At 47.6% G+C, this 15,881-nt stretch carries 19 protein-coding genes; 4 read left to right on the plus strand and 15 right to left on the minus strand.

Features of this window, described 5'->3' with window-relative positions:
* The first annotated feature begins 4 nt into the window (after nt 1-4).
* Together ACNA7P_RS03480 and ACNA7P_RS03485 are read left to right on the plus strand one after the other, a co-directional pair.
* Entirely contained in the window at nt 5-379 is a 375-nt protein-coding gene (locus tag ACNA7P_RS03480) for a DUF3192 domain-containing protein (RefSeq protein ID WP_416257217.1), read from the plus strand.
* A gap of 225 nt (nt 380-604) precedes the next feature.
* A complete protein-coding gene (locus ACNA7P_RS03485; RefSeq protein WP_416257218.1) occupies nt 605-1,609 on the plus strand; it encodes an isocitrate dehydrogenase in 1,005 nt (334 codons plus the stop codon).
* A 169-nt stretch (nt 1,610-1,778) separates the two neighbouring features.
* Here the strand turns inward: ACNA7P_RS03485 and ACNA7P_RS03490 are convergent, their stop codons facing one another.
* The 12 genes from ACNA7P_RS03490 to ACNA7P_RS03545 form a co-directional block, all read right to left on the minus strand.
* Nucleotides 1,779-2,066: a hypothetical protein gene (locus tag ACNA7P_RS03490; RefSeq protein ID WP_416257219.1), complete on the minus strand. Its 288-nt coding sequence runs from the start codon at nt 2,064-2,066 to the stop codon at nt 1,779-1,781.
* 29 nt (nt 2,067-2,095) lie between these two features.
* Nucleotides 2,096-2,881 carry a hypothetical protein gene (locus ACNA7P_RS03495; RefSeq protein WP_416257220.1) on the minus strand — a complete coding sequence of 262 codons (786 nt, stop codon included), beginning with the start codon at nt 2,879-2,881 and terminating at the stop codon, nt 2,096-2,098.
* Between the two features lie 119 nt (nt 2,882-3,000).
* Complete coding sequence (gene rlmM / locus ACNA7P_RS03500) at nt 3,001-4,071, minus strand: 23S rRNA (cytidine(2498)-2'-O)-methyltransferase RlmM (RefSeq protein WP_416257221.1); 1,071 nt, start codon at nt 4,069-4,071, stop codon at nt 3,001-3,003.
* Between the two features lie 81 nt (nt 4,072-4,152).
* Nucleotides 4,153-4,749: an alpha/beta family hydrolase gene (locus tag ACNA7P_RS03505; RefSeq protein ID WP_416257222.1), complete on the minus strand. Its 597-nt coding sequence runs from the start codon at nt 4,747-4,749 to the stop codon at nt 4,153-4,155.
* 2 nt (nt 4,750-4,751) lie between these two features.
* Nucleotides 4,752-5,675 carry a transcriptional regulator GcvA gene (locus ACNA7P_RS03510; protein ID WP_416257223.1) on the minus strand — a complete coding sequence of 308 codons (924 nt, stop codon included), beginning with the start codon at nt 5,673-5,675 and terminating at the stop codon, nt 4,752-4,754.
* A 103-nt stretch (nt 5,676-5,778) separates the two neighbouring features.
* Nucleotides 5,779-6,045 carry a hypothetical protein gene (locus ACNA7P_RS03515; RefSeq protein ID WP_416257224.1) on the minus strand — a complete coding sequence of 89 codons (267 nt, stop codon included), beginning with the start codon at nt 6,043-6,045 and terminating at the stop codon, nt 5,779-5,781.
* Between the two features lie 19 nt (nt 6,046-6,064).
* Nucleotides 6,065-6,631, minus strand: a complete 567-nt coding sequence (locus ACNA7P_RS03520; protein WP_416257225.1) for a DUF1415 domain-containing protein — start codon at nt 6,629-6,631, stop codon at nt 6,065-6,067.
* Between the two features lie 135 nt (nt 6,632-6,766).
* Complete coding sequence (locus ACNA7P_RS03525; RefSeq protein WP_416257226.1) at nt 6,767-7,531, minus strand: SDR family oxidoreductase; 765 nt, start codon at nt 7,529-7,531, stop codon at nt 6,767-6,769.
* Nucleotides 7,532-7,545: 14 nt separating this feature from the next.
* The gene (mmsB, locus tag ACNA7P_RS03530; RefSeq protein ID WP_416257227.1) at nt 7,546-8,430 is read right to left on the minus strand and encodes a 3-hydroxyisobutyrate dehydrogenase; all 885 of its coding nucleotides are present in this window, start codon (nt 8,428-8,430) and stop codon (nt 7,546-7,548) included.
* Between the two features lie 63 nt (nt 8,431-8,493).
* Nucleotides 8,494-9,633: an enoyl-CoA hydratase/isomerase family protein gene (locus ACNA7P_RS03535; RefSeq protein ID WP_416257228.1), complete on the minus strand. Its 1,140-nt coding sequence runs from the start codon at nt 9,631-9,633 to the stop codon at nt 8,494-8,496.
* Between the two features lie 73 nt (nt 9,634-9,706).
* Nucleotides 9,707-10,864, minus strand: a complete 1,158-nt coding sequence (locus ACNA7P_RS03540) for an acyl-CoA dehydrogenase family protein (protein ID WP_416257229.1) — start codon at nt 10,862-10,864, stop codon at nt 9,707-9,709.
* Between the two features lie 17 nt (nt 10,865-10,881).
* Nucleotides 10,882-12,381, minus strand: coding sequence for a CoA-acylating methylmalonate-semialdehyde dehydrogenase (locus tag ACNA7P_RS03545; protein WP_416257230.1), 1,500 nt, complete (start codon nt 12,379-12,381; stop codon nt 10,882-10,884).
* 193 nt (nt 12,382-12,574) lie between these two features.
* Between ACNA7P_RS03545 and ACNA7P_RS03550 the strand changes: the two genes are divergently transcribed.
* Both ACNA7P_RS03550 and ACNA7P_RS03555 read left to right on the plus strand, forming a co-directional pair.
* Nucleotides 12,575-13,483 carry an AraC family transcriptional regulator gene (locus ACNA7P_RS03550; protein ID WP_416257231.1) on the plus strand — a complete coding sequence of 303 codons (909 nt, stop codon included), beginning with the start codon at nt 12,575-12,577 and terminating at the stop codon, nt 13,481-13,483.
* Nucleotides 13,484-13,741: a DUF1289 domain-containing protein gene (locus ACNA7P_RS03555; RefSeq protein WP_416257232.1), complete on the plus strand. Its 258-nt coding sequence runs from the start codon at nt 13,484-13,486 to the stop codon at nt 13,739-13,741.
* A gap of 16 nt (nt 13,742-13,757) precedes the next feature.
* Here the strand turns inward: ACNA7P_RS03555 and kdsB are convergent, their stop codons facing one another.
* Genes kdsB through lpxK form a run of 3 tightly spaced genes read right to left on the minus strand, consistent with a single transcriptional unit; the run spans nt 13,758 to nt 15,873 of the window.
* Nucleotides 13,758-14,510 carry a 3-deoxy-manno-octulosonate cytidylyltransferase gene (gene kdsB / locus ACNA7P_RS03560; RefSeq protein ID WP_416257233.1) on the minus strand — a complete coding sequence of 251 codons (753 nt, stop codon included), beginning with the start codon at nt 14,508-14,510 and terminating at the stop codon, nt 13,758-13,760.
* Entirely contained in the window at nt 14,507-14,728 is a 222-nt protein-coding gene (locus ACNA7P_RS03565) for a Trm112 family protein (protein ID WP_416257234.1), read from the minus strand. The genes kdsB and ACNA7P_RS03565 overlap by 4 nt, the downstream gene beginning before the upstream one ends.
* Complete coding sequence (lpxK, locus tag ACNA7P_RS03570) at nt 14,725-15,873, minus strand: tetraacyldisaccharide 4'-kinase (RefSeq protein WP_416257235.1); 1,149 nt, start codon at nt 15,871-15,873, stop codon at nt 14,725-14,727. The genes ACNA7P_RS03565 and lpxK overlap by 4 nt, the downstream gene beginning before the upstream one ends.
* Nucleotides 15,874-15,881 lie beyond the last annotated feature (8 nt).

The raw sequence follows: 15,881 nt of genomic DNA on the forward strand, positions 1-15,881 counted from the left end.
ATTTGTGAAGAAAGGCTTTCTGATCGCAGTAATAGGCTTTGCGCTCTATGCAATTATTGCCGGGGGTATCATGCACTTTTACACTGCGAACCCTGAAACCATGACATGGCGTGAACGTGAGATCTTTAACCGGAAGTATATTGGCCGGTTAGAGATCGGTACGCCACGCGACGAAGTGCTTCGCTTACTTGGTCCGCCAGATCTCAGTGAAGCCCGCACCACTGCCGATGGCAGAAACATCCTTATTTTGTTCTATCGAACCCAACATGTGCGCTCGGATGGCATTACCACCCGCGATGAAACCACCCCCTTACTATTTACTAACGATAAGCTCATCTCTTGGGGTGAACCCGCTTACGAATCTGAGTTCGGCAGCTAAACTGGGCTTGCGAGGCAGATAACACACTCGCAACGCTCGGCTAAGCGCCAATCATTTGCTGAATACCGACTATAGTTGTAGTTCGTTATATGGCGGAAAAAGCCGGAAAATGGTATAAAGCAGCAGCAAAATCATATTTATAGCTGCAATGTGAATACCGTTTCCTTGCAGTTAAAAATTCCAGCACTGAATACTTGCATAAACCAGTTGTAAAAGGGTTATTTTATGAGCAAAACAATTACCGTAATTCCAGGCGATGGTATCGGCCCTGATATCATTAAATCTGCAGTACAAATCCTTGATAAAGCTGGCTGTGATTTCAATTATGAATACGCGGAAGCTGGCCTAGTAGCGCTTGAAAAGCACGGTGAACTGTTGCCAGAACAAACGCTAGATGCCATCGCTCGCAATGGTATAACCCTCAAGGGCCCACTTACCACGCCAGTAGGTGGTGGCTTTACATCAATCAACGTAACCTTACGCAAGCATTTTGGGTTGTATGCAAATGTACGCCCAGTAGTTAGCTTCAAAGGCACCAAAGCGCGATATGAAGACATTGATATTATTACCATTCGTGAAAACACCGAAGGAATGTATTCGGGCTTAGGGCAAACTACCAAAGCAGATGGCAGTGAAGCCGAAGCTATGAGCCGAGTTACTCGTTTAGGCTGTGAGCGTATCGTGCACTTTGCGTTTGCAACCGCACAGCGGGAAAATCGCAAAAAAGTAACTGCGGTGCACAAAGCCAACATCCTGAAAACCACTTCCGGTATGTTCCTCGCAGTTGCCCGTGAAATTGCTGCCCAATACCCAGATATTCAATTTGAAGAAATGATCGTAGATGCTGCGTGCATGAAGTTGGTAATGACCCCAGAGCATTTCGATGTAATCGTAACCACCAACCTTTTCGGCGATATTCTCTCTGATTTATGCGCTGGCTTAGTAGGTGGTTTAGGTATGGCACCAGGTGCAAATATTGGCCAAGAATGTGCAATTTTTGAAGCTGTGCATGGCTCAGCTCCCGATATTGCTGGTAAGAACTTAGCCAACCCAACCTCGGTTATCTTGGCCTCTATCCAAATGCTTGAGCATTTAGATATGCAAGAGCAGGCGAAGAAAATTCTTGCTGCATTGCGTGATGTAATTGAAAGTGGCGATCGTACTACCGCCGATTTAGGTGGTAGCCATGGCACTACCGATTTTACTCAAGCTATTCTCGATCGGCTGTAAGCTTTAGTGCAGTAAAACTTGCTATCTAACAACAAAAGGAGTGGCACTTAGCTACTCCTTTTTCGTTATTATCAATACCCCAGAAAGATACCCTTTGCGGCTCGGCAAACGGCGGTAACGCCCTACCAAGCAGTTCGCATTACCTACAACGAGTAAATGGTTGCGAACGCTACTCTTGTTCCTTATCTTGCTTCTCTGTAATTTTGCGCATGTGCTTCTTATAACGATAATCGCTTACATACCACAGCACTACACCAAATAAGCCACCGGCTGCAAACCAAATTGCACAATGAATTAGTACCGCGGCAACCGTAGCTCCCTCGCCTAGTACATTATTAAAATAGCCAATAATAATCAGCATCGGCAAGCCCCACGAGAGCACACCATTCATTACTACAAACTTTGCCAAGCCCTGTTCTTGAGCTTGTTGCCATGCGGCTAACTCACGTTCTTTCACTTTTCATCTCTCTTTAAAGCTTAGTAAAATCAATAATAGCGGCGCGTAGGGTTAAGCGGCTCATCGTTGCTATTGCGTCGGTATGGGTTTTTCTGCAGTGGGATGGTGCCTTCGTATTGCTGAAGGCTTACTTCAACCCGTTTTGCATCGCTGATCGCGTGAATTTCTCGCATCTCTACAATGCAGTCATTTATCACATCAAATGCGCTGCAACCGCGTTGCATTAGCGGCTCATCTTTGCCATACGGAAAACGCCTCCCTAACAGAGCCCAGCAAGAATTACTATCCAGATTCCTACTCAAGGTTCTACCAAACAGTGATCTATGAATTGCGTTCATCTTCTCGTATGCGTCGGGGTCTATTTCTGGGTTCTCTAACTCCTCGAGGCGCGTAAAAAGCGGGCTGATATCACCTTGGAAATAAATTGATGCTAGCGGCAAATGATATTCATCCTGAATCTGATCATTCGCATGCTGCAAGCGCATACCCGCTAAGTTCTCTTGGCATACATCAGCTACAGGCGGCAGTGCTCTTAATATTTGTCGAGCGTTTTGCGCGTACTGAGCTGCATCGGCATTTTCATAAACACTAACATCCCGATGTAATTGTGCTAGTAACGTTCGATGTGAAGCAATTATGGCTGTTATTAAATACTGTGTTTTACTGCGTTCAAAAGCCACTACCTGCGGTGTGCTGAGGGGAGATAACAACGATTCATCGGCAACACTCGTTGGAGATTGCCCAATGAAGATAATCGCCAACAGAGCAGTAATACCCCGCGTATAACTCTGCTTGAAGTAGTTTTTCGTTTGCATAATGTTCACTCTACAAAATCGCATTGTAGCTGCGCTACTGCCTTTCGTTTAAACACTTATACAATGCAAGTTACGCTCTCACACCGCAATGGTTGTGAGAGCTTTTCAGCGGTGTGCTGCTAACTCTTATACTTCTTGCGCAAATACACCGTTATCTCTTCCCGATCATGATACAAATGCTTCGCAGAAAGCTCATAACCATAAACTTCCGCTTCCGCCAAACGTTCACGAATCGCTTCTAAATCTTGTTGTACGGCAGTATAGCGAGATTTCATCGGCAGCTTAAGATTAAACATCGCATCATGGCACCACTCGCCAATAAACCAATCGGCCATTAATTGCGCCACTCGTTTCGGCTTTTCTACCATATCGCATACTAACCAGGTTACGTTTTTACGTTTTGGTAGAAACTGAAAGCCATCTTCTTGATAATGCCGAACCTGCCCTGTATTCATCAACCCTTCATCCATCGGGCCATTATCTACTGCCGCTACCATCATATCGTAATGCACTAATACTGAGGTCCAGCCACCGGGGCATGCGCCGAGATCTACCGCTTTCATGCCCGGTTGCACTCTGCGTTCAAACTCACTTTCCGGGATCATCACTTTAAATGCCTCTGCCAGCTTTGCTGCAGAGCGGCTCGGTGCCCCTTTCGGCGTGCGCACCCGCGGAATCCCCATCAAGTAGGGTGAGTGATTATAACTATAGGAATAGCCGATGATTGCCGAATGCGTACTGCGAAAAAGCACGTGCAAAACTGGGCGATTGCTAACCTCTTCCGGAGTTAACAGGCCTTTCTCGCGCAGCGCCATCGTAAGCGGCTTAGTGATTTTTCGACATAGCGCAGACAACGAACGGCCATCATTGGTATCTGTGGTTTCTATCCACATCCGGCCGCACAATTGCATATCTGTTAACGATTCCACAATCGGAGTTACGCGGTCCATCGTATCTAATTGGTTTAATTCCGCCGCCCGCACAAATAATTGCCGCGAAAATATTAACGAATGAACCGATATCTTGCGAGCAAGATGATCGCCTTCTTCTGGCTTACATTCAAAAATAACTAACGCACTATCGGGTTGCGTTTTGCAATAGCCGTATACGCCAAGCGATGCTGCTCGCTCTTGAATTTCCGCAGCGCATTCGCCTTCAAATCCAGCTCGGCAATATAACAAAACAGCCATAAAATTCTTCTTCCTTTTACTAACCACAAGCGTTTGCAGCTAGTTCATATATTCATTATTAAACTTCTAAACAGTGATTACTTAACCACTAACTTTTCCCACAAACCGATCAATGCTTCGTGCCGATAATTGCCATGCTTCTGCCTGTGAAAGGCCGCTGCGCTTTGGCAAGCGTAAATCGTGATCACCATCCGTAAACCATTCCAATTGCAGATTAGCAGGTAATTGTTGTGCCGCCAGCCAATCCGATTTACCAAAGGGGTCGCGCGTACCTTGCAAAATAAAGTTCTTTGGCCGCTCATTGGTTAGTTCATCTAACCGATGTTTTTCTGGCTTACCGGGCGGATAGAACGGAAACCCTAATCCAATCGCCGCTTTGGCATCCACAGCATCAGCACATCGAAATGCTACTCGAGCACCCATTGATTTTCCCATTACGAACAGCGGAATATCATCCGCCCCTTGTTGCGCTATGCGAACTTGCTCTATAAAAGCTGCATCCAACACATTTCGTTTATCTGGGGGGCGCTTTTTACCACTCTGTTCAATTATTTGCCAGTACGGAAAAGCAAAACGATGAACTTTATGGCCTTTTTGTTCCAAAAAGGAAGAAATTGAGCACATAAACTCACTTTCAGGCCCTGCCCCTGCTCCGTGCGCAAATACGATAATCGCCATTGCTATCCTTGTACCTGTTGTTCTAGATGCTGAGCTTCTTGCTCATCACGCAATACTTCAGCGAGAATCCAATCACGGAACTTCGCCACCTTCCCCACATCCGCTTGGGATTCTCGACACACCATATAAAATGCTTCATTGGTGGGTAAGATTTGCGGAAACACTTGTACTAAATGCCCTGAATCAAGCTCAGGCTTCGCCAAAACGCTGTTCGCCAAAGTTACACCTTGGCCGTGCACCGCCGCTTTTAACGCTAATGCTAAATGTGAAAACACCGGCCCACGTTTGTTTTTCGGTGGCTGCTCACCCACCATAGCAAACCATTCACGCCAAGCATTGCGGGTTTCTTCATGCAATAACGTATGTTCATGCAAATCCGCAGGGGTTTGCAAAGGTTTAGCTCCTTGCAGCAACAGCGGTGAACATACTGGAATTAAGTACTCTTTGTGCAGCCGATAGGAAGTAACCCCTGGCCAAGTGCCGCTACCATAATAAATAGCAACATCCACATAATCCGTAAGCGAACCAGAAATTTCATCTACCGCTTTTAGGCGCACATCAATTTCTGGGTAGGCCTCATGTAAACGGCTCAGCCGCGGTACTAACCATAAAATGGCAAACCCTGGTGGTACACATACAGTAAGCGAGCCTTGCTCACTCGCCAACATCACTTTCGAAGTTGCCAAAGTAAGTTGCTCGAACATCTGGCGAATATCTAAATAATAGTTCTGCCCAGCTTCCGTAAGCAGCAGCGCGCGGTTGCGCCGCAGAAATAACGCCAACCCTAAGAAATCCTCAAGCGCCTTTACCTGGTGGCTTACAGCAGCTTGCGTAACAAACAACTCTTCTGCGGCCTTAGTAAAGCTCAAATGCCGTGCTGCAGCCTCAAACGAGCGCAGCGCATTCAACGGCGGTAATTTACGCACGAATAGTATTCCTTAGTTTCATCAGCCTTAGTTTCATCAGCCTTATTCCCTTCCCGCTTGCCAGCCTTGTGCAGCTTTTTCAACACACACCGGATTACCTTGATCAGCTAACGCTTCCGCGAAAAACCATTCCTTGAATACCATTATCAGTATGATTACGAACTTGAATACGCTCGCCACGGCGCCAAGCAAAACCATCATAAGTGGTTACTTCAGCCGCATCCGTTAGCGCGTTTAACCCACGTTCGTTGCGCGCTATTTCTTGCTGAATAATCCGTTCCACTTGCTCCGCTTCAGAAAGCGGCTGCACTTCGCTGCACCCAGTGAGCAACACCACTGCCGATACACCTGCCATCAACCATTTATGCACTATACCTATTCCATACCAATTAGGTTTTAATCTTCTTTAAAATATCCGCAAAAAATGGCGCGCCTTTACGCCTAGCGAATTCAATATTTCGTTCCGGAATTGATTCCGGATCAGAATAATTGGCTAATGCCTGTTCCAAACTCGCCTCACGTAAAATATGCAACACAGGGTATGGCGAGCGGTTGGTAAAGTTAGCCGCATCATCAAGCTCACTGTCCGCAAACTGATAGTTAGGATGGAAGCTTGCGATCTGATACACACCCTCGTACCCCTCAACCACTAACAGCTCATTCGCAAAATCAAGCAAATCCAAATACTCTGCAAATTCCGCAAAACCCTTATCCAGAATAACTAAAGTAGTTTCCGTTTCCGGATGCGCATCTAACCATTGCCATTCATTTAGCAACGCCGTTAACACATGCTCCATTGCCTGCTCACTACACACCGAGTAGCGTATACTTTGCCGCTCCACCTCAGCGCGCGCGAATGGGCAAATATTATATTTTACAATAACTTGCTGAACCCATTCCGCCGTTTGCGCAAGCGCTTGCTGCTGTGCAGAATGCTTTGCCACACCATTATTCACTCGTGTCGTCCTTATGCTGCACCGAAGATAGCGCGGCCTTCGCCCCACAAAGGGGTGTTCGAGCGGTTCCACGTTACAGCTCGAACACCCCTTTGTGGAAGCGTGGAAGCCCGATTCGTTATCCAAACCAAGCGTTTATAAGCGCACGCCGCCATCAATTTCAATAACGCGCCCACTAAAGAAATCGTTTTCAATAATATAGCGCGCAGAGTGCGCAATCTCAGCAGGTTGGCCCCAACGGCGTAATGGCACCATCGCTAACGCACGATCTACTGCTTCCGGCTTCATTTGCGCTGTCATTGGCGTTTCAATAAAGCCCGGTGCAATCGCTGCACAACGAATACCAAAGCGGCCCAACTCACGCGCCCAAGTAACCGTTATTGCCACTACACCCGCTTTCGTTGCCGCATAATTGGTTTGGCCAATATTACCCGCTCGAGCAACACTCGAGATGTTAATAATCACTCCTTTGCGCGCCCGCTTCGCCATTACTGCCGAAGCTTCTCGGCCACACAAGAACGTGCCCGTAAGGTTCACATCAATTACCGATTGCCATTGCTGGAGCGGCATTTTATGAGTAATTTCGCCATCTTTGCACTTAATCAACATGCCATCACGCAAAATGCCCGCGTTATTAATCAGCACATCTAAACCACCAAAGTGGCTATCAATCGCCGCGAATGCTTCTTCAACCGCCGCTTCATTGGTAACATTCACATTATAGGTTTGTACCTCTGCGGCGCCGGCAGCAGAACATGCAGCTGCCGCTTCTTGCAGCATTTCATCGTTCATATCAATTAATGCGAGCTTAGCCCCACCCTTGGCGAAATCTTCCGCCATTGAGCGGCCTAAGCCTTGCGCGCCGCCGGTTACTACGATCACTGATTCATTGATTTGCATTAGTGCTTATATCCTTACTTTTCAAACTTACGGAAAATGCTTGAGAAATCTTTACTACCGAAACCTGCCTCGCTGTGTTCAGCAAAAAGTTTCGCCGCCATATCACCCATTGGCGTTGCTGAAGCCGAAGTAGCCGCAGTGCTTTGCGCCAAACCTAAATCTTTCAGCATCAGATCTACCAAGAAGCCGCCGTTATAATCATTGCTTGAAGGCACACCTTCTAGCACGCCCGGGCATGGGTTATATACTTCAAGTGTCCAATTACGGCCAGAACTTTGCAACATAATATCGCTTAGTACTTTAGCATCAAGGCCATGCGCTCTGCCTAACTGCAATGCCTCTGAGGTACCCGCCATGAGTACCGCAAGCAGCATATTGTTACAGATTTTTGCAACCTGGCCCGCGCCATGAGCGCCGGCTTTGAATACGTTTTTACCCATGTTCTCAAGAACTGTACGAGCTTCTTCAATATCTGCCGCTTCGCCACCACAAATAAAGGTTAACGTACCGGCTTTTGCACCGCCCACACCACCCGATACCGGTGCATCAATAAAACGACGGCCTTGCGCAGTGATACCCGCGGCTAATTCCCGCGCTGCTTCGGCAGAAATAGTACTCGAATCGATTACCAAAGCAGATTTAGGGATGGCATCAACAATCCCCTGCTCACCCAAGTACAAGCCAATCACATGTTTGTCTGCAGGTAGCATCGAAACTACAAAATCAACGTTAGCCACGGCATCAGCCGCGCTTGCTGCAACCGTTGCGCCTGCTTGCGCTAGTGTTTCTAATGCGGTTGGCGATAAATCGAAAACTTGCACATCGTGGCCTGCTTTCACCAAGTTGAGGGCCATTGGGCCACCCATGTTACCTAAACCAATAAATCCTACGCGAGCCATCGTTTTGCTCCTCATTGTTATTAAACCGTATGGGCGGTTAACACCCGCCCACGGTATTTATTGTTATTCACCAAGATCTGCCAGCGGATGAGGTTGTTCGCCCCATGGCGCAATAAATAGTGCATCTACATCTTCTGCACTTACTTTGGCAATACCAGCATGGCTCCATTGTGGATTGCGATCTTTATCAATTAATAAAGCCCGGATGCCTTCCACAAAATCGCCCGTAATTGAACAATTCACAGAAAGCGTAAGCTCTAAGCGAAACGCTTCGGCCAGCGTTAAGCTGCCGCCAAATTGGAGTTGTTGCCACACAATGTGCGCCGTTAATGGGCAGCCATTAGCCAAGGTTTTCTGCGCCCGTTGCAGCACGGCATCATCCGTTTCATGAGCTAAGAATTGGGCACACACATCCACTACACTATCGCCAGCCATCAGCTTACTAATTAACTCACGGTTCTCGTAAAGATATCCAGCATCTAAAGCATCATCAGCAAAAATACGTTGTTGCAGTGTATCGCTTAGCGTGGCGTGGTTAAGTTCCGTATCTGCGGTCCAACTGGCATTCTTTAATGCTTGCAGGGTGTTATCACGTTTCTCGCTTGAAATCGCAAAATCTGCCATGCCAAGATATAACGCATCTGCAGCATTCACCTGCACAGCCGTTAAACCAACGAATAAGCCCATATTATCGGGCATCTGACCAAGGAAATAGGTGGCGCCTACATCTGGATACAAGCCAATGCTAATTTCCGGCATAGCTAAACGCGAACGCTCCGTAACCACCCGATGGCTAGCACCATTCATAAGGCCCATACCGCCACCCATCACAAAGCCATCACCCCATACCAGTAGTGGTTTTGCATAGGTTTGAATCAAATAATCTAAGCGATACTCTGCTGTGAAAAAATCCACAACTTCATTTGCAGGCGTGTTCGGTAGCTCTTTCATTGCGTGATACATCGCTACAATATCGCCACCCGCGCAAAATGCTTTTTCGCCCGCACCTTCTAACCACACACAGGCAATTTCAGGATCATCTTGCCAAGCCAACAGCTGAGGCTGTAGCAAATGAATCATATCTAGGCTTAAGGCATTTAATGAACGCTCAGAGTTGAGGCAGGCTATACCAATCTTATGGCCTGAAACTGTTGCTACCTCAGAGAATAACACCGCATCGTTTTGGGTTTCTTGCGTATCCAAGATCAACCTCCTGTTGGGTGAAAAATGAAGAAAAAAAAGGTGCCAGAGGTTTAGCTCACTGACACCGATTTAATTACAGCAGCTCAGCAGAGCCATCTGCAAGAATACGGCGGGCGATAATTAGCCGCATGATTTCGTTGGTTCCTTCCAAAATTTGGTGAACCCGAACATCACGCACATAACGCTCCAACGGATATTCTTTGATATAGCCGTAACCACCGTGAATTTGCAGTGCTTCATTACACACTTGAAAGCCGATATCGGTAGCAAAACGTTTCGCCATCGCACAGTAAGTGGTTTTATCCGCATCGTTTTCATCTACTTTAAACGCTGCTAAACGCACCATCTGCCGCGCGGCTACTAATTCAGTGGCCATATCGGCAAGTTTAAATTGCATCGCTTGGAAGGCCGCTAAGGGCTTCCCAAACTGGCTACGCTCATGCATATAATCACGCGCCGTGTTTAATGCTGCCTGCGCAGTACCCACCGAGCACACCGCAATATTAATCCGGCCGCCATCAAGGCCCATCATGGCAAATTTAAAGCCTTCGCCTTCTTCGCCTAATAGGTAATCTGCTGGAATACGCACATCTTCAAAGGTAACTAAGCGAGTAGGTTGTGCATTCCAACCCATTTTCTCTTCTGCTTTACCATAATGAATGCCCGCTGCATCCGCGGGTACCACAAATGCCGAAATACCTTTCGCGCCTTCGCCGCCAGTGCGCGCCATTACTACCAATACATCGGTAGCTCCAGCGCCCGAGATGAACATTTTCGAGCCATTCAGCACATATTCATCACCGTCTTTCTTCGCAGTAGTACGCAAATTTGCCGCATCAGAGCCAGAGCCTGGTTCGGTTAAGCAATACGAGCCTAGCTTTTCACCCGTAACCAGCTCACTACACCATTGCTCAGCCACTTCTGGTTTTGCGAATGAGCCAATCATCCAGCTCACCATGTTATGAATGGTCATCATGGCGGTTGTGGCGGTACAGCCCATAGCTAACTGCTCAAAAATTAGCGCGGAATCTAGCCGAGACATACCAAAACCGCCGGCGCTTTCTGGCGTATACATGCCCATAAAGCCCATTTCACCAGCTTTACGGAACACTTCGATGGGGAAGTAATGCTCAGCATCCCAACGTGCGGCATGCGGTGCCATTTCTTTTTCAGCAAACGCCCGCGCCGTATCTACGAAGGCTTGTTGATCATCAGTTAAATTAAAATTCACAATGAATCTCCGGGCTATTACTGCAATTTAATGGTCATGTTCGGGCCATTATCAATTTCGCTTTCCGGCCAACGCGCGGTAATGGTTTTCGTTTCACTGTAGAAACGAATAGCTTGCTTACCGTAGGCGTGCAAATCACCGAAGAACGAATTTTTCCAACCGGTGAATGAGAAAAATGGGAGTGGCACTGGAATTGGAATGTTAATTCCTACTTGCCCTACTTCCACTTCATGCTGATATTTCCGAGCAGCTGCGCCATTGGCGGTAAAGATCGAGGTGCCGTTACCGAATGGGTTGGCGTTTACTAATGCAATTGCTTCTTCCAAGGTTTCTACTTCAACAGCACAAAGTACCGGGCCAAAGATTTCTTGCTGGTAAATGCTCATATCCGCAGTTACTTTGCTGAAGAACGTTGGGCCTACCCAGTTACCATCAGGGAAACCAGCAACTTCACAGTTAGTACCATCCACTAAGCACTCGGCACCTTCTTTTTTGCCTTGCTCAATCATGGTTACTACCCGTTGCTTCGCTTGCGGGCTAATTAGTGGGCCATAAGCCGCATCTTTATCATCCCACGCGCCTGGCTTAACTTTGGCGAGTTGTTCAGCGAGCTCTGGAATCCACTCTTTCGATTTACCCACAAATACAGCCACTGATATCGCCATACAACGTTGGCCTGCAGCACCTACAGAGGCACCTACCAAGTTGTTGATTACTGTTTGCTTGTTCGAATCTGGCATAATTACGCTGTGGTTCTTCGCACCCGCAAACGCTTGTACACGTTTCAGATTTTCGGTACCAGTGCGGTAAATATATTCCGCTACAGGTACTGAACCTACAAACGAAAGCGCCTTCACATCGGGATCACGCAGCAAAATATCTACTTGCTCTTTACCACCGTGAATCATTTGCAATACACCCTTCGGTGCACCCGCTTCTTCAAACAGCTCCACTAAGCGCGTTGGCGTAAGCGGATCTTGCTCAGATGGTTTTAGAATAAAGGTGTTACCGCAGGCGATAGCCATTGGGAACATCCACAATGGAATCATGGCTGGGAAATTGAATGGTGTAATACCTGCACACACCCCTAGTGGTTGTACGTAACTATAGGTATCAATACCACGCGCCACATTCTCAGCCGTTTCGCCCATCATTAACGATGGAATGTTAGCGGCTTGCTCAACTACTTCAATACCACGCCAAACATCGCCCTTAGCATCTTCAAAGGTTTTACCTGTTTCTAGTGCCAAGATTTTCGCGATTTCATCATGATGTTCTTTTAGCAACGCTTGGTAGCGCATCATTACTCGAGCACGCTCAGATACTGGCACTTCACGCCAAGTTTTAAAGGCTTCTTTGGCGCTCGCAATGGCGCGGGCCACTTCTTCAGGAGTAGCACAAGGCGCTTCCGCAATTACTTCTTGCGTAGCCGGGTTCGTTACCGGAATATATTGGGTAGTTGTAGATTCTACAAACTCACCGCCGATATAAAGTTTTACTTTTTTCGTTGCGCTCATAACTTCCTCGATTAGATAAATCTTATGGTCGATTGCTTTGGTATTGGCGCTCATCAATTTAGGGCAATACAACATGCGCCAATTTGGTAAATTTTTTGTTGCTGGCATTAGAGCAAAAAAGGCTGCACTTTAGAATCGATAAAATTGCCGCTATAATGGATAATATTGTTTTTTACGATGAGTGTACACTTTCATGTGCCAACCTTCCGATTGGCCGCTACCCGCAGGTAGCTCGCGATTACTGTTGCCCCATGCAATTAGCCAGCAACTGGCCAGCAATCCGCTGAGTTCTGGGCTATATCCAGTATCGTATGGGCACTATTTAGAGGCGCGTGATCACCGCGTACGCAGAAGTGTACACACTGATCATCTGCTTATTTTTTGCCATGCTGGGCGAGGCTTTTATCGCACTGAACAGCATCAGGGCGTAATTCACGCCGGCCAAATGCTTTTTTTACGGCAAGATATCGCGCATAGCTATCATAGCGATCCAGAAAACCCCTGGAGTATATACTGGGCTCACTTCGCTGGTAGCCTCACGCAAGAATTCATGGATTATATTGGCTTACGAGGTGCCCCCGAGCAGCCGCCAGTAATTACCTTAAAACGTTGGCAATCGTTACTTCCCGATGTTACCGATTTGCTGAACCTGCAGCACCAGCGGCTTACCTTTGAACGGGCAATGTACGCTACTGCTATTCTGCGGAAACTATTAAGCCAAATTCCGTTATTAGTAAAAGAACCTGCAGCAGCCGACAGCCTGTTTAACCTTACCGCGCTCGATCGTTTCATGCGCGATAATAGCCATCGTACTCTGCAGCTGAATGATTTTGCAGAATTTTCCGGATTATCGCGCTATTATTTCAGCAAGAAATTCAGAGAACTAACGGGTGTACCGCCGTTGCGTTACTTCAATGAAATGAAAATCGCTGCTGCACAGCGTATGCTGAATGAAACCAACGCCAGCGTGCGGCAAGTAGCACTGGCCTTTGGCTTTGATGATCCGTATTATTTTTCGCGGTTATTTAAGAAGATAACCGGTACCTCACCACAACATTTTCGAGAGCGCGTTGAGTTCGAGCAGCAAAGGCAGCAAAGCTAAATGGCAGTGAATCAACTGGAAATGTTCGATTTACCCAACCCCTGCATTGGTATCTGCGAATCAGGGCCGAGGGGCTATTGCCGCGGGTGTTTGCGCTCGCGGGATGAACGCTATCAATGGCACTTAAAGCCAGAAAGCGAGCGAGCAGAAATTTTACGGTTGCTTGCTGGTCGGCAAAAACGCCGCGAAGCATTTTTACGCCAGCAGGCTGAACAAGAGCAGAAAGAACAAGCCCAGCAACAATTAGATTTACTGTAATGAAAACCGCGGCAAATTACTTGCCGCGAGCACGTTCTAAATCTTCCGGAGTATCAATTCCTGCCGGTGGATCAAATAAGGCTTCCGCAACATGAATGCGTTCGCCATACCAAAGCACCCGCAACTGTTCTAACGATTCCAACTGCTCCAGTGGGCTGGCTTCCCATTCCGCATAACGCTCAATAAAGCCTGCACGATAAGCATAAATACCAATGTGGCGGCGATATAAACCGCCCAGCAAATCTACTTCATCGCGATTCGCGCTAAAGCGCTCTCGATCCCATGGAATAGCCGCGCGGCTAAAATAAAGCGCATAATTACGGGCGTCGGTTACAACTTTCACCACATTCGGGTTAAACAGTTCGCTGGAATCTTTTAATGGCACTGCTAACGTAGCCATTGGTGCAATCCGCTGGCTCGCCAAGTTCTCAGCAACCTGACAAATAATTTCTGGTGGAATGAACGGCTCATCGCCCTGCACGTTCACCACTACTTGATCTTCTGATAAAGCTAAGCGTTCTACCACTTCCGCCAGCCGCTCAGTGCCGGATTGATGATCGGGTGAGGTACGCATTACCCGCCCACCGAACTCTTTGATTACCGCCATTACACGATCATCATCGGTAGCCACAATTACTTCCGCAGCGCCACTTTTCAACGCGCGTTCATACACGTGCTGAATCATTGGTTTACCGTGAATATCGGCCAGGGGTTTACCGGGTAAACGGCTAGAATTAAAACGTGCTGGAATCACTACCGTAAAGCTCATGATTTTAACTGCTCCAATTCAGCAACGGATAGCTCGCGTGCTGCACTTGCAAGCAATGCGGGTATGCCATTGCTTACCGGATAGGCAAGCTGTTCACCTCGGCATACCAACTCGGTTTTATCATTATTCCACACTAATTTACCTTTGCAGGAAGGACACGCCAGAATCGACAACATATTGGCCGGTACACTCGCTGCATTCGCGCTTGTATCACTCATTTCGCTACTCCTTCCGAGCTGGGTTGTTCGTGCGAGTTTGCTGTGGCTATTGTGGGCGCTGCAAGCTGCGCCACGCGCGCTAAAAATTGCGCTTCAAAGTGATTCGAAAAGCGCGCCACAACCTTTAAATAATACCAATGTGGGCGGGCAAAAGCAGCGCACTTTACCGCATCTTTTTCCGTCATTAGAATTGGGGTGCTATTGCTTACATTGTAAAAATCATTCGCTACATATTGGTAGTGGTCTGGAAATACACGGGTTTCTTGCAGATCAATGGCTTGCTCCATTACCACCTTAAAAAACCGCTCTGGGTTGCCAATACCCGCAATTGCCAGCGCATTCTCACCGGTAGGCGTATCTATTTCCTTATGATCTGTTACCCGATGCCAGCCTGCTGGTTCTAACTGCATGGCAATCATTTTCTCACTGCGCTGCTGCGGCTTTAATTTTAAGCGTTCGCCATACTGCCCCACAGTAGTAAATGCAGCACCGTTAACAATTACCCAATCTACTTTCCGCAAACGCCGTGCACTCTCGCGCAATGGGCCTGCAGGTAGCCGCCAGCCATTGCCCAAGCCACGCTCACCATCTACCACGGCGATTTCAATATCACGACCCAACGCATAGTGCTGGAGGCCATCATCGGCAATCACAATATCAATCTGGTTTTCTGCTAACCCCTGCTTTTCTGCTAACAACAGCCGCACCGCATCGGCACGTTTTGGTGCCACCGCTACCGGCACACCGCTAAGTTTTGCCAGCATTACCGGCTCATCACCACATATCTCCGGTTTACTATCCGTAGCCACCAGCATCGGAAATGGGCCGCTGCCGCCATAACCACGGCTAACAATACCAGGGCGATACCCTGCTTGCTGTAAAAGCCTTACCAAACCAAGCACTGTGGGCGTTTTACCGGTACCACCTACGGTTACATTACCTACCACTACTACCGGCACTGGGGCACGATAGGTGCGCCGTAAGCGAATGAAAAATAGCCCTCTGCGTAGTGCAGCCAGCATAGTAAATAATGCGCTAAATGGGGCCAGTAACCACAAAGGGGCTGCCAAACGGCGCTGGTACCAATAGCGTACTAATCGCTGTGCCGATTTACTTGGCTCGTTGTGCTGAAACTTCGCACTCATTTTTCCTA

This window comes from Aliidiomarina sp. (assembly GCF_047920995.1).
GTDB lineage: Bacteria > Pseudomonadota > Gammaproteobacteria > Enterobacterales > Alteromonadaceae > Aliidiomarina.

Excerpts from the sequence above, each read along its gene's own strand:
- ACNA7P_RS03485 (WP_416257218.1), top strand. The coding sequence starts at position 605 with ATGAGCAAAACAATTACCGTAATTCCAGGCGATGGTATCGGCCCTGAT.
- ACNA7P_RS03495 (WP_416257220.1), bottom strand. The coding sequence starts at position 2,881 with ATGCAAACGAAAAACTACTTCAAGCAGAGTTATACGCGGGGTATTACT.
- rlmM (WP_416257221.1), bottom strand. The coding sequence starts at position 4,071 with ATGGCTGTTTTGTTATATTGCCGAGCTGGATTTGAAGGCGAATGCGCT.
- ACNA7P_RS03505 (WP_416257222.1), bottom strand. The coding sequence starts at position 4,749 with ATGGCGATTATCGTATTTGCGCACGGAGCAGGGGCAGGGCCTGAAAGT.
- ACNA7P_RS03525 (WP_416257226.1), bottom strand. The coding sequence starts at position 7,531 with ATGCAAATCAATGAATCAGTGATCGTAGTAACCGGCGGCGCGCAAGGC.
- mmsB (WP_416257227.1), bottom strand. The coding sequence starts at position 8,430 with ATGGCTCGCGTAGGATTTATTGGTTTAGGTAACATGGGTGGCCCAATG.
- ACNA7P_RS03545 (WP_416257230.1), bottom strand. The coding sequence starts at position 12,381 with ATGAGCGCAACGAAAAAAGTAAAACTTTATATCGGCGGTGAGTTTGTA.
- ACNA7P_RS03550 (WP_416257231.1), top strand. The coding sequence starts at position 12,575 with ATGTGCCAACCTTCCGATTGGCCGCTACCCGCAGGTAGCTCGCGATTA.
- ACNA7P_RS03555 (WP_416257232.1), top strand. The coding sequence starts at position 13,484 with ATGGCAGTGAATCAACTGGAAATGTTCGATTTACCCAACCCCTGCATT.
- kdsB (WP_416257233.1), bottom strand. The coding sequence starts at position 14,510 with ATGAGCTTTACGGTAGTGATTCCAGCACGTTTTAATTCTAGCCGTTTA.
- ACNA7P_RS03565 (WP_416257234.1), bottom strand. The coding sequence starts at position 14,728 with ATGAGTGATACAAGCGCGAATGCAGCGAGTGTACCGGCCAATATGTTG.
- lpxK (WP_416257235.1), bottom strand. The coding sequence starts at position 15,873 with ATGAGTGCGAAGTTTCAGCACAACGAGCCAAGTAAATCGGCACAGCGA.